Origin of the sequence: Nesterenkonia alba DSM 19423 (assembly GCF_000421745.1) — a bacterium.
Lineage (GTDB): Bacteria > Actinomycetota > Actinomycetes > Actinomycetales > Micrococcaceae > Nesterenkonia > Nesterenkonia alba.
Genome location: NZ_ATXP01000003.1, coordinates 130,477 through 143,258, shown reverse-complemented (window position 1 = coordinate 143,258; position 12,782 = coordinate 130,477). Strand labels below are relative to the sequence as shown.

Below are 12,782 nucleotides of genomic sequence, written 5' to 3'. Positions count from 1 at the left end.
GGTTACAGTAGTTCTCGCTGTTTTCAGCTCCTAGAGGTTCGGAATGAGCCTCGATCTGCGCGAGTGGCGGAATTGGTAGACGCGCTGGCTTCAGGTGCCAGTGCCTTCACGGGCGTGGGGGTTCAAGTCCCCCCTCGCGCACAGCGGATGAATGCCTCTGACCTGGGGAAAGCCGGTCAGGGGCATTCATCGTTCTTGGTCTAGGCCCCAGGGGGACTGCCGGCTACTTTCGGTTCTTCTTGGCCTCCTCGGCCATCTGCTGTTTAACCTCTGAAGCGTAGACGTCCACGTACTCTTGTCCGGACAGACGCATGATCTGATACATGATCTCGTCGGTGACCTTCCGCTGGGCGAATCGGTCCTCGGCGACGTCGTAATAAGCGTCAAAGTGCATCGGTTCACCGATGATGAGCCCCACTCGCCGGATCCGGGGGATGTGCCGGTCAATGGGTTGGACCTTATCTGTGCCGATCAGTGCCATGGGAATCACCGGCACCTGGGCGCGCAGGGCCAGCTTGGCGACCCCGAGCTTGCCGCGATACAACCGCCCATCCGGGCTACGGGTGCCCTCCGGGTAGATCCCCAACAGGTCCCCATTGCGCAGCGCCTGCTCCCCATGCGCCAAGGAATCCGCCGAGGCCTGTCCGCCGGAACGATCCATCGGAATCTGCCCGGTAATACCGAAAAACCACCGGGTCCACGCTCCGGAGAACCCCTGACCCTTCCAGTAGTCATCCTTGGCGAGGAAACGCACCGGGCGGGGAACCACCACAGGGATGAACACCGAATCGGAGAAGGACATGTGGTTCGCCGCCAGGATCGCCCCGCCCTCGGTGGGAATATTGTCCAGTCCCTTCACCCAGGGGCGGAAGGTTGCATTCACCACCGGGCCGACCAGAAAGCGCTTCGCGTTGACGTAGAAAGCGTTGGTCACAGGTGTCCTCTCTGCCAGCACGCCGGATCACGTGTTCAGCCACAACTGTAGAGACCCTAAAGTGAACACATGGTGAACAGCAGCACAGGCGCGCTCATCGTCCACGGTTTCACCTCCACCACCGCCTCGGTGGAACCGGTCGCTGAGGCGGTACGTGCCGCCGGTTTCGATGCAGAGGTTCCCCTGCTGCCCGGGCACGGCACCCATTGGCGAGACCTGGCCGCCACCGAGGCCGGCACGATCCTCTCCGCTGTCGATGAGGCCTACCACCGGCTCGCCGAACGCTGCGCCACGGTGGTGCCGGTGGGGCTGTCCATGGGCGGGGCGCTGGCACTACACATCGCTGCCGAACACCAGCTCCGCGGGGCAGCCGTCATCAACCCGGCCCTGCGGCTGCGCCGCGGCACGGCGACTGCGGCCCGTCTGCTCGCCCCCATCAAACCCACCCTGCCCGCCATTGCCGGGGACATCGCGAAACCCGGCGTCGCCGAAGAGGCCTACCCGGTGACTCCGGTGCGCGCAGTGGTAGCACTAGACCACATCTTGACCACCGCCCGGGCTAGCCTGCCCCGACTGGCCGCCGATGGCACACCCGTCTTGCTGCTGCGCTCACCCCGGGACAATGTCCTGGGCTCCGCCTCTGCGCAGGTGTTGAAGAAAGCCCTGTCTCCGGAGCAGCTCACCGAGGTCATCTTGCGCCGCAGTCAGCACGTGGCCACCCTCGATGAGGACGCCGAACTGCTGACCCGGCGTATCACCAGATTCCTCGCCGAACGCAGCCACTCTGCCTGAATTCCAGGCCTGCCGGTATTCTTCCCCTATGAACAAACGACGCGACGACGAACCGAGCGCGATCTTCAGCCGCCGCGGACAGGCCCGCCCGGTGAGCCGAGGGCCGGCCCCGCGCGGCCCCTCCGGCCGTGGCCCGCGGGACTACACCGTGCCGGAGGAAGAAGACGACTTCACTCCGCCCAACCCCAAGAACCCGCTTGCTGGAGCTAAACCTGGGGTCGTACTGGGCTGGTTCCTGGTCATTGCCGCGATTCTGGCCCTGGTCATCTTCCCGTTCCTGCCGGTGAGCTTCCCCTCCTGGACCACTCCGGCGCTGATCGGTGCAGCCGTGCTCGGCCTCATCATCTTGTTCCTGCAGATGCCGTCGAAACGCCCCACCACAGGTGATGGTGCTCAAGTATGACGATCGCATGAACCCCACCGCCTGAGTCCAGTCCCTGTCCCACACTCACGAGGAGGAACCCCCGGTGCGCGAGATCTCCACCCCCCCAGCGGTCGAGGTCGACCCCGACACCAACATCACCGACCTGCTCGCCGACCAGGCGAACCAGGACCCGGACAATATCCTCTACACGGTGCAGCAGCGCCCCGGTCAATGGGAGGACATCACCGCCGGGGAATTCCGTGACGACGTGGTGCGTGTGGCCAAAGGGCTCATCGCCACCGGGGTAGCCCCCGGGGACCGGGTGGCCATCATGTCCGCCACCCGCTACGAGTGGGCACTGATCGACTTTGCCATCTGGTATGCCGGCGCGATCAGCGTGCCGATCTACGAAACTTCCTCACCATCCCAGATCGCATGGATTCTCTCCGATTCTGGGGCGCGCACCGTCATCGTGGAAAAGGACGCCCACCGGCAGTCCGTGCTGGAGGCTATCGACCGGGAGAACATCACCGGGGTGGAGGACATCTTCTCCATCACCGGGGGAGACCTCGGCACACTGCGCACCGCCGGGGCAGAGGTCGATGACGCCGAGGTTGCCTCCCGCCGCAGTGCGGCCGGGCTGAAGGACCTCGCCACCCTCATCTACACCTCCGGAACCACCGGGCGTCCCAAGGGCTGCGAACTCACCCACGGCAACTTCGCCGAACACTGTCTGCAAACCCTCGCGGCCGTGGACGGGATCATCGGCAAGGACTCCTCCACGGTGCTCTTTCTGCCCATGGCACATGTCTTCGCGCGTTTCGTCTCGGTGATCTTCGTTGCCGCCGGGGGACGGGTGGCGCATACCTCGGACATCAAGCAACTCGTCGACGACCTCGGCGTGATCCGGCCGACCTTCCTGCTCGGTGTGCCTCGGGTCTTCGAGAAGATCTACAACGGCGCGGCATTGAAAGCAGAGGCCGAAGGCAAGGGGCGGATCTTCGCCTCCGCGGCCAATGCCGCCATCGACTGGTCCCGAGCCACTGCGGAAGGCTCCGTCCCGCTGCGCTTACGCGCCAAGCACGCCATCTTCGCTCGGCTGGTCTACTCCAAACTGCACAAACGCATGGGCGGCAATGTCACCCACGCCTTCTCCGGCGGGTCTCTGCTGGGGGAACGACTCGGGCACTTCTTCCACGGCATCGGTATCCAGATCATCGAAGGCTACGGGTTGACTGAGACCACCGCTCCGGTGGCCGGTAACCTCCCGGAGCTCTACCGCATCGGCACCGTGGGCACTCCGCTGCCGGGCAACGCCGTCAGAATCGACGACGACGGCGAAATCTTGGTTCGCGGCACCTGCGTCTTCCGTGGCTACTTCAATAATGAGCAGGCCAACGCTGAGTCGTTTGTCGAGGCGGACGACGGTGGGGAACCCTGGTTCCGTACCGGGGACCTCGGGGAGCTGGACGAGGTAGGCCGGCTGCGCATTACTGGACGGAAGAAAGAGATCCTTGTCACCGCCGCAGGCAAGAACGTGTCACCGGCCCAGCTTGAAGACGCCATTCGCGCCGACATCCTCGTCTCCCAAGCCGTCGTCGTCGGGGAGGGTCGGCCCTTCGTGGCTGCCATGCTCACCTTGGACTCCGAGGCGATCGGCGGGTGGTGTGAACGTCATGGAATCGACCCGCAGACTCCCATGGAGCAGCTCGTCGAACACCCCGCCATTGTGGAACACCTCCAAGGGGTCATCGACGACGTCAACCAGAGCGTCTCGCAGGCCGAATCCATCCGAGAGTTCACCGTGCTCGCCGAGGACTTCACCATCGATTCCGGGCACCTGACACCCTCACTGAAGATCCGCCGCGAGGAAATCATGCGTGATTTCCACACCGTGGTCGACCGGCTCTATGCCCGGGCCACAGCAGCCCGGGAGCGGGCCAGTGCAGCGCGTGACCGGCTCGTCAAGGAGATCCACGACCGCCGGCACCAGGAGCGCTGAATCGCCTGAGAGCTTCCAGCATCCGGAAGCCCGTTAACCTCATTTCGGCCAGCGCGGCAGCTCGGCTTACCCTATGGGGGTGACTGCAGCAGAGACGCCGCGTGGCGATACCCCGCGTACCGAGACCCCGTTGACCGCACCCGGAGAGATCCTCCACACCGGTGCGGCCGAGTATCCGGGCCTCGACACCTGGCGTGAGCTGCCGCTGAAGCAGCAGCCGGACTGGCAGAACCACCCTGACTTCGACTCCGCCTTCGAGCAGCTTTCGGCCAACCCGCCGCTGGTCTTCGCCGGAGAGGTCGATAAGCTCAAGCGTCGGCTGGCTCGGGTGGCCGAGGGTGAGGCCTTCCTGCTCCAGGGTGGGGACTGTGCCGAGACCTTCAAGGACGCCACTGCCGACCGGATCTCCGCGAAGGTGAAGACTATCCTTCAGATGGCCGTGGTCCTGACCTACGGAGCCTCCCTGCCAGTGGTGAAAATGGGACGGATGGCTGGCCAGTACGCCAAACCCCGCAGCTCCGACATGGAGACCCGTGATGGGGTGACCCTGCCGAGCTTCCGCGGGGAGATCGTCAACGATTTCGACTTTACCGAAGAAGCCCGTATCCCCGACCCCAAGCGGATGGTCACCGCTTACCATAAGTCCGCCTCCACGTTGAACCTCATCCGGGCCTTCACCGAAGGCGGATTCGCCGACCTGCGTGCCGTCCAGCAGTGGAATAAAGGCTTCATGGAGAACCCGGCCCACGCCCGCTACGAGCAGATCGCCGGGGAAATCGACCGTGCGGTGAAGTTCATGGACGCCTGTGGTGTGGAATTCGAGGGGCTGAAGCGCACCGAGTTCTACACCGCTCACGAGGCGTTACTGCTGGACTACGAGCGTGCCCTGACTCGCATCGACTCCCGCACCGGGCACCCCTACATCACCAGCGGTCACTTCGTGTGGGTCGGGGAGCGCACCCGGGACCTCGACGGCGCCCACGTGGACTACATGTCCCGGATCCGCAACCCTATCGGCGTCAAATTGGGGCCGACGACGACGCCGGAGACCGTTCTAGCGCTCATCGACAAACTCGACCCCCATCGTGAGCCGGGACGCCTCACCCTCATCTCACGGATGGGCGCGAAGAACATTCGCCAGAAGCTGCCGCCACTGGTGGAAGCGGTCCGGGACTCCGGAGCCAAGGTTGTCTGGGTCACTGACCCGATGCACGGCAATACCATCACCGCTCAGAACGGGTATAAGACGCGCCGCTTCGACGACATCATGGACGAAGTGCGCGGGTTCTTCGAGGTGCACGCCGCAGCAGGAACCTACCCAGGCGGTATGCATGTGGAAATGACCGGCGACGACGTCGCCGAGTGCCTGGGCGGCTCCGACGTCATTGACGAATCCGCCTTCGACGCCCGCTACGAGTCGCTGGTTGACCCCCGGCTGAACCACAAACAGTCCCTGGAACTGGCCTTTTTAGTCGCCGAGTCCCTGACTCGGGTGACCTGAGCACCCACCCCGTGGCCACCCTAGACCCACCACCCAGGGAGTAGGTGAGGGCCACAGCTCCTAGGGGTCGGGCTGCTCTCCGCCTCCGCCGAGGCTGGGAATGATCGAGCTGCTGATCCCCAGCTGATAGGCGATGAGCATCACCACGGCCAGGACGATGACGAGCACTGCAACCGCGATCCACGATTTCGTCGGCGTCGGTCCCGCCAGTTCCACAGTGGGACGCTGACGGGCTTTCTTGCTCGCAGACCCCGGATCACCCCGTAGCCGCGAGGGCGCAACCTCCTGGGGTGAGGTCTCCTCGTCCTGCACACTGAGCCGCCCCAGGGGGACCTGAGGAACCTCGGCCACTGTCTGCCGTTCATCCACGGCCAGGGATGCCGTGCGGGGTTCCGGAGCCCGGGGGCGGGGTGCCGCTTTGGCCGCCCCGAGCGCTTCGGTGACATCCTCGTCCCACGGGTCGGCGTCGTCGGCGGTGGGGAACTCTTCATGGAGGGTGACGGTTTCTTCGCCCTGCTCCGTGGCGGCGTCGTCGTGCTCATCTGTGGTGTCCGGGGCGGGTGTAGCCGGCATCACCGCGGTGGCGGGGGCCGGATCCTCCGCAGCACGCCCGTGGAGACGTTCGTGCTTCTCGATGGCACCTGCGAAGTCCAACTGAGCATCGGTGAGCCGGGCTTTCACCTCAAGCAGTAGCTCCATCAGCGCATCAGCGTTCTTGGGCCGACTCAAGGCATCACCGCGGGTTGCTTCCCGGACCAGCTCGTCGAGGGGCTCCGGCATCCCGGGAACATAAGCTGAAGGCGCCGGCACAGTGGAGTTGACGTGTTGGAACGCCACCCGCACGGGAGAGTCACCGGTGTAGGGCTGGACCCCGGTGAGCATCTCGTAGATCAGAATCCCCAGCGCGTAGATATCGCCACGCTCGTCAGAGCCTTCCCCGGAGAGCAGCTCAGGGGCGATGTAGGCCACAGTGCCCATGAGGGTAGAGGTGCCCGAATGGTGAGTGGCTGCCCGCGCCAGACCGAAATCGGCCAGCTTGATCTGACCATCGGAGGCGACCAGGACGTTTTCCGGTTTGATGTCTCGGTGGACCAGCCCGGCCCGGTGGGCTGCAGCCAACCCGGCCAACACCGACTCCGCATATGCCAAGGCCAGTCGAGGGGTCATGGGACCCCGCTTCAGCAGTGTGCGTAGTGTCACCCCCGGCACGTATTCCATGACCATGTAGGCGGTCTCACGGGTCTGTCCCTGGTCTAGTACCTGCACCACATTGGGGTGGGAGATCAGTGCGGAGTTCTTCGCCTCCTGCTCGAACCGTTGCACCACCTTGTGGTCCTCGGCCATATGGGGGAACAGCACCTTCACAGCGACATCGCGGTTCAGCCGTTCATCCCGGGCTCGGTAGACCGTGGACATCCCACCGCGGGCGATGCGCTCCTCAATGCGGTAGCGCCCATCGATGGTGGAACCCAGCCACGTCTCCTCAGCAGTCACCCGCCTAGGGTACCCAACGGGGCCGGGAAGCTGGATAGTGTTCCTGTGGCGAAGGCTGGGGGCGGAGTGCGGGTCAAGGGCTTACGAACTGCGGGCCGTCAACCGTGCGGCCACCTCGGTGAATTCGGTGAGCACCTCGCTGCTGACCCCCAGGTCGCTCAAGCGGGCCCGTGCGGTGGCCGAGTCCTCGGTCAGCTGTTCGATCTGAGACTCCACGGCGGTCAGGGCTCCGGAGGTGGTGAGAATTTCGCGGGCCACAGCGACCTCATCCTCGCTTAAGTGCGGATCACCGAGCATGGTTTCCAGGCGACGGGCCTCCGCTGGGCTGGCGCGGTGGAGCCCATAGGCGATGAGCTCAGTGCGCTTGCCCTCCCGCAGGTCGTCTCCGACGGGTTTGCCGGTGATCTCCGGGTCGCCGAAGACCCCGAGGATGTCGTCGCGTAATTGGAAGGCCAGACCCAGCGGCAGGGAAGCGGAACCCAAAGCTGTACACAGCTCCGGGGGAGCCCCAGCCAGGCCCGCGCCCATCACCACTGGATACTGGGTGGAGTATTTGGCGGCCTTATACGTCAAGACACTGCGCGCTCGGCGAAGTGCCTCGGCTTCGGTCTCCGCAGCGGGGGAGACCTCGGCGAGTACATCGAGGTACTGGCCGGTGATGACCTCGGTGTGCATGCGGTGAAACGCCGCACGGGGGGCCTGAGGTGCTCTGGCCGGACTGTGCTGCTCGGCGAGTGCGTAGCTTTCTTGTGCCCAGGCCAGGGCCAGATCACCGGAGAGGATCGCCCCCGTGGTGCCGAAGTGGTTCCGATCGCCGGAGAGTTCCGCCTCGGCGTGCAGGGATTCAAACCGGCGGTGGGTGCTTGGCTGACCACGGCGGGTCGCTGAGCGGTCGATGACGTCGTCGTGGACCAATGCAGCCGCCTGGAACAGTTCCAGTGCGGTGCCGAGCCACCGCACCGCAGTACGGTACTCGTCTGTGCCGCCGGCAGCTCGCCACCCGATGCGGGCCAGTACTGGCCGCAGCTTCTTCCCACCGGCAGTCAACGCCAACAGCGCATCGACCAGAGGAGCGGCTTGCGGGTCGATCCGGGTCATCTGATCGCGTTTGTCGGTCAGAAAACGTTCCAACGTCCTGTTGACCTCGGTGATGAAATCATTCTGTTCCCGCCGATGGGCCAGAAGCGCTTGTTCAGCGGTGGAGGCCTCAGCGCAGCGGAGGGGACGCGGTGCTTCTCGGGGGCTCGGCATAGTCTGATCCTATGGGTTCTGCGCGTGCGCCAATCATCGCTCACGTGGATATGGACGCCTTCTACGTGGAAGCGGAACTGCTGGACAAACCGCAGCTGCGCGGGCGAAAGATCATCGTGGCGGCCGAAGGCGGTCGCTCGGTGGTGCTCTCGGCCTCCTACGAAGCCCGCGCCGACGGGGTGCGTTCGGCCATTCCGTTGAGCAGAGCCCAACAGATGTCCCCGGAGGCCGTGGTCCTGCCACCTCAGATGTCGCGCTACCGTGAACTCTCTGCAGCGATCATGAGCTACTTCGATACGCTCACTGCGGTGAAGGAACAGCTCAGCGTCGATGAGGCTTTCCTGGACCTCACCGGAGCTGTCCGTCGGCTGGGCCCCCCGCAACAGATGGCCCGCCGGATTCGCGCTGAGATCAGGGAACGGTTTGGGTTGCCGGCTTCAGTGGGCATCGCCGACCGCAAATTCATCGCCAAGATCGCATCCACCCAGGCCAAGCCGGACGGGTTACTCATTGTGCCTCCGGCTCAGCGCCTTGAGTTCCTCCACCGTCTGGAGGTGAGTGCGCTGTGGGGGGTGGGGCCTAAGACTGCCGAGACTCTGCACCAGATGGGATTGCGCACCGTCGAACAACTCGCTCACACCCCGCGGCAGACGCTCATCCGGCGGCTCGGGGCCACCGGAGAGCACCTCCACCAGCTTGCCTGGGGCCACGACCCAAGGGCTGTGACCCCAGTGCGAGAAGAAAAGAGCATCGGCGCCGAGGAGACCTTCGCCGAGGACCTCACCGAAGATGATGATCTTTCCGCCGAACTGCTTCATTTGGCACACCGGGTCGCTGCACGGCTGCGCGCCGCTGGGCTCACCGCTGAAGCTGTGAGCCTGAAACTACGGTGGCGAGACTTCAGCACCGTGACGCGGACAAGCACCCTGCGCCATCCCACCCAGTCGGCCCCCGTGCTGCACCATGCCGTGATGGGACTGCTGACCAGCCTGGGACAGCGGCCCCAACCTGTGCGTCTGCTCGGACTGCGAGCCGAGCGCCTCCACGGTGCAGACGGCACAGTGCAGTTAAGCATCGATGCCCACGAAGACTCCTGGGCTGATGCCGAACGGGCCCTCGACGCAGTCTCCCAGCGGTTCCCCCATGCGGCTCTGGCCCCCGCCTCTGTGCTGCGCCGGCGTCACGGGCCCCGGACTGAGGACACCGATTCACCCACAGGTGAAGCTGGTCACTGACTGGGAGTTCCATCCGTGTTCTCTGGGGTGGGCTATGTGACCAGCGGCTGGTCAGGATAGACTGGTTCCCCAAGACCATGAACCCCACGCGAGGAGCGTCACGATGCCACTGTCGGAGCGCGAACAGCGGCTGCTGAAGGAGCTGGAGGAACAGCTTCAGACCGAGGATCCGGGTTTCGCCAGCTCATTGCAGGAACCCGCCTCTGGCCGCTTCAACGTGCGCAATCTCGTCCTCGGGCTCTTAGTCGCCCTGGTGGGGATCGGCGTCCTTGTCTTCAGTATCTACCAGCAGTGGATCCCCGTCGGGATTGTCGGATTCCTCCTGATGGGTGCAGGTGCCTACTTCGCCACTACCGGCGGAGGGCGCAGCAGTGACAATGGTCAGGGCCCTTCAGGTCCCGGCAGTGGCGGTGGAGGATCCGGACCTCGCAGCTCCGCCCCAAGTCCTTCCGGTTCCTCGTTTATGGCCAGCTTTGAGGAGAAGTGGGAGCAGCGGCGCCAGCAGCCCTAAGTCCCACCACATCATGCAAGAACCCCCGTCCTGCTGCAGGGCGGGGGTTCTTGCTGTTGGTGACACCGATGTCCGGGCCATCCTGGTGCCTGCCATCAGAAGGCCTTGAGGTTGGCCACCACTTTCCTCCACCACGAGCTACCGCATAGCTCTGCATCGGCTGATTGACGCGGTCTGAAACCGCTCCTGCATCGGCTTGACCACCCTGCCCTGGCCAGGCTCCTCCACTTTCCCCCCACTTCCCACCACCCGGGATCACTCCGGGGAGAACCATGCATTTCTGCAGGTCAGAAGGATATTCCGGATGATGTGTGGCGGATCTCTGGGTGGCCCTGCTGCCTTATCGGCCCTCGAGGGGCATTCTGTGGTTTGAAAGTGGGGGGAAGTGGAGTAAAGTGGAGCGCGATGGGATGACCTGATCGATGAGACGAGGTGGTGCGGGCCATGTTCCTTGGCACGTACACGCCCCGACTCGACGACAAGGGACGGCTCATCTTGCCCGCGAAGTACCGGGACCAGCTCGCCGAAGGGCTGGTGCTGACTAAGGGGCAGGAGCGCTGCATCTACGTCTTTAGTGAGGAGCAGTTCGCGGCTGTTCACGAACAGATGAGATCAGCACCGTTGACATCCCGTCAGGCGCGCGACTACATCCGTGTGTTCCTCTCCGGGGCCTCCGACGAGACCCCGGATAAGCAGGGCAGGATTACCATCCCGCCCGCGCTGCGGGAATACGCGGGCCTAGACCGCGAGGTCACGGTGATCGGAGCGGGAGACCGCGCCGAAATCTGGGACAGTGCGGCCTGGAACGCGTACCTGGAGGAGAAGGAGAGCGAGTTCTCGGCCACTGACGAGGACGCGATCCCCGGCCTTCTGTAAGGAGGACTCCCCGTGACCGTGACGACGTCGCCTTGGGCGGGCCCTCCCGCCGCACCGACCGACCTGACTTCACTTCCCCGATGTCAGGCAGGCCCGGTGCGGAAGGGGAGCCGGCTCAAGGCACCGGCTTGGAGACCAGCGACGGGAGTTGGCATGCAGGGTGGGGCAGCCCAGCAGCGGCACACACCGGTGATGCTCTCCCGGTGTGTGGAACTGCTCACCGAGGCGACCGCAAGTGTGAGCCGAACCGGTCGTACTCCCGTGGTGATCGACGCCACCCTGGGGATGGGCGGTCACACCCAGGCTCTGTTGGAGGCTGACGGCAGCCTCCACGTTCTGGGCATCGACCGTGACCCCCAGGCGCTCAACCTCGCCGGAGAACGGCTGGGTGAATACGGCACTCGGTTCAGCTCGGTGCGCGCCGTCTACGACCAGGTCGGGGAGATCGCCGAGACTCTGCCTGCGGACTCTGCATTGGCCGGAGTGCTCTTCGACCTCGGTGTCTCATCCCTGCAGCTCGATGAGCCTGAACGCGGCTTCGCCTATTCCTACGACGCCCCGCTGGACATGCGGATGGACGCCGCAGCCGATTCCACCGACCCCACCGCGGCGGAACTCCTCGCCGAGGTCTCCGAAGCCCGGTTGAAGGAGATCCTCAAGCACTACGGGGAAGAGCGCTTCGCCGCGCGGATCGCCACCCGCATCGTGGAAGCTCGCGCGCACCGACCCATCACCACCACCGCCCAGTTGGCCGACATCGTTGATCGGGCCGTGCCCGCCGCCGCCAAACGCACCGGCGGACACCCAGCCAAGCGCACCTTCCAAGCACTGCGGATCGCAGTGAATCGGGAGCTCGACGTCCTTGAGCGGGCCATTCCGGCTGCCTGTGACGTTGTCGACGTCGCCGGCCGCGTCGTCGTGCTCTCCTACCACTCGCTGGAGGACCGCATTGTCAAGCGGGCCTTCACCGAAAGAACCCGTTCTTCAGCGCCGGCGGGACTGCCTGTGGAGCTACAGGAACACAAGCCAACTTTCCGCAGCCTGACCCGGGGAGCCGAGCGCCCCACCGAGGACGAACTCACCATGAACCCGCGAGCCGCCTCCGCGAAGCTGCGTGCCGCTGAGAGGATCAGACCGATGACCCGGAGCACATCATGAGCGTTCTTCCCGTCGCGCCCCTGCACGAGGAGACCCTCGGCCAGTCCGCCCAGACCCCGGCCGAGCGTCATGCCTCGCGTCCGGCGTTGAAGGCACTGCCTAAAGTACGACGTCGCCAGCGCGGCCTGATGGCCGGTGCTCTTCTCATGCTCGCTGCGGCTCTGGCGGCGGTGCTCGGTATCAATATCCACGTGGCCAACTCCCAGTACACCGTGGTCCAACTGCAGAACGAGCACCGTCAGCTCATGCACGAGAATCAAGCGCTCACCGAACAGTTGCACTACCGGCAGTCTCCTCAGGCGCTCTCCACCGCCGCGGTGGGCTTAGGGATGGTCGCCCCCGCCAGCGCAGGAACCTTCGACCTGGACAGTGGCGAAGTCGTGACCACGGCGGAGGTCGCAGAAACCGGCACCACCCCGACGAATTTTGTCGAGATCCCCTCCGGCCTCGCGGCTGAGGGAGGTGAGGCGGTGGATGTCTCCCAGCAGGCGGCTGACTCCCCGAGCGGTCTGCTCGGTCTCGGCGCGTTGGACACGCTGACCCACCCCTCCAGCGGAGACAATGACAGCGCAGCTGAAGATTCCGGCTCTTCCGCCCGCAGTGGTGGGGGATCCATCCCGGGTCCGCAGCTGCGCCACTGAGCGGCAGCTGTTGAACCGGTGGG

12 protein-coding genes and 1 tRNA gene are annotated in these 12,782 nt (G+C 64.9%); 10 read left to right on the top strand and 3 right to left on the bottom strand.

From position 1 onward, the window contains the following. Positions 1-57: 57 nt before the first annotated feature. Positions 58-141: transfer RNA gene (locus H578_RS0103590), tRNA-Leu, on the top strand. An 82-nt stretch (positions 142-223) separates the two neighbouring features. On the opposite strand, the gene H578_RS0103585 is transcribed toward H578_RS0103590, so the two are convergent. After that, complete coding sequence (locus tag H578_RS0103585) at positions 224-934, bottom strand: lysophospholipid acyltransferase family protein (RefSeq protein ID WP_022872335.1); 711 nt, start codon at positions 932-934, stop codon at positions 224-226. A 69-nt stretch (positions 935-1,003) separates the two neighbouring features. Here H578_RS0103585 and H578_RS13040 point away from each other — a divergent pair, with 69 nt between their 5' ends. The 4 genes from H578_RS13040 (at position 1,004) to H578_RS0103565 (ending at position 5,593) form a co-directional block, all read left to right on the top strand. Further along, on the top strand, positions 1,004-1,726 hold the full coding sequence (locus H578_RS13040) for an alpha/beta hydrolase (RefSeq protein WP_022872334.1): 723 nt from the start codon (positions 1,004-1,006) through the stop codon (positions 1,724-1,726). A gap of 28 nt (positions 1,727-1,754) precedes the next feature. After that, positions 1,755-2,129 (top strand): hypothetical protein, encoded by a 375-nt coding sequence (locus H578_RS0103575; protein WP_022872333.1) that lies wholly within the window; start codon positions 1,755-1,757, stop codon positions 2,127-2,129. A 64-nt stretch (positions 2,130-2,193) separates the two neighbouring features. Then, entirely contained in the window at positions 2,194-4,092 is a 1,899-nt protein-coding gene (locus tag H578_RS13035; RefSeq protein ID WP_022872332.1) for an AMP-dependent synthetase/ligase, read from the top strand. A gap of 73 nt (positions 4,093-4,165) precedes the next feature. Further along, positions 4,166-5,593, top strand: coding sequence for a class II 3-deoxy-7-phosphoheptulonate synthase (locus H578_RS0103565; protein ID WP_022872331.1), 1,428 nt, complete (start codon positions 4,166-4,168; stop codon positions 5,591-5,593). Positions 5,594-5,653: 60 nt separating this feature from the next. Here H578_RS0103565 and H578_RS13030 read toward each other — a convergent pair whose 3' ends face one another. Together H578_RS13030 and H578_RS13025 are read right to left on the bottom strand one after the other, a co-directional pair. After that, positions 5,654-7,087: a protein kinase domain-containing protein gene (locus H578_RS13030; RefSeq protein ID WP_022872330.1), complete on the bottom strand. Its 1,434-nt coding sequence runs from the start codon at positions 7,085-7,087 to the stop codon at positions 5,654-5,656. 81 nt (positions 7,088-7,168) lie between these two features. Continuing rightward, entirely contained in the window at positions 7,169-8,338 is a 1,170-nt protein-coding gene (locus H578_RS13025; RefSeq protein WP_022872329.1) for a polyprenyl synthetase family protein, read from the bottom strand. Between the two features lie 11 nt (positions 8,339-8,349). On the opposite strand from H578_RS13025, the gene dinB reads away from it, so the two are divergent. From dinB to ftsL, 5 genes are all read left to right on the top strand, one after another. Next, positions 8,350-9,573 carry a DNA polymerase IV gene (gene dinB / locus H578_RS13020; RefSeq protein ID WP_051130763.1) on the top strand — a complete coding sequence of 408 codons (1,224 nt, stop codon included), beginning with the start codon at positions 8,350-8,352 and terminating at the stop codon, positions 9,571-9,573. 103 nt (positions 9,574-9,676) lie between these two features. Next, entirely contained in the window at positions 9,677-10,084 is a 408-nt protein-coding gene (locus tag H578_RS0103545; RefSeq protein ID WP_022872327.1) for a DUF3040 domain-containing protein, read from the top strand. 444 nt (positions 10,085-10,528) lie between these two features. Next, positions 10,529-10,960 carry a division/cell wall cluster transcriptional repressor MraZ gene (gene mraZ / locus H578_RS0103540; protein WP_028463899.1) on the top strand — a complete coding sequence of 144 codons (432 nt, stop codon included), beginning with the start codon at positions 10,529-10,531 and terminating at the stop codon, positions 10,958-10,960. A 153-nt stretch (positions 10,961-11,113) separates the two neighbouring features. Continuing rightward, entirely contained in the window at positions 11,114-12,118 is a 1,005-nt protein-coding gene (rsmH, locus tag H578_RS0103535) for a 16S rRNA (cytosine(1402)-N(4))-methyltransferase RsmH (RefSeq protein WP_022872325.1), read from the top strand. Then, the gene (gene ftsL, locus H578_RS0103530) at positions 12,115-12,759 is read left to right on the top strand and encodes a cell division protein FtsL (protein WP_022872324.1); all 645 of its coding nucleotides are present in this window, start codon (positions 12,115-12,117) and stop codon (positions 12,757-12,759) included. The genes rsmH and ftsL overlap by 4 nt, the downstream gene beginning before the upstream one ends. The last annotated feature ends 23 nt before the right edge of the window (positions 12,760-12,782 follow it).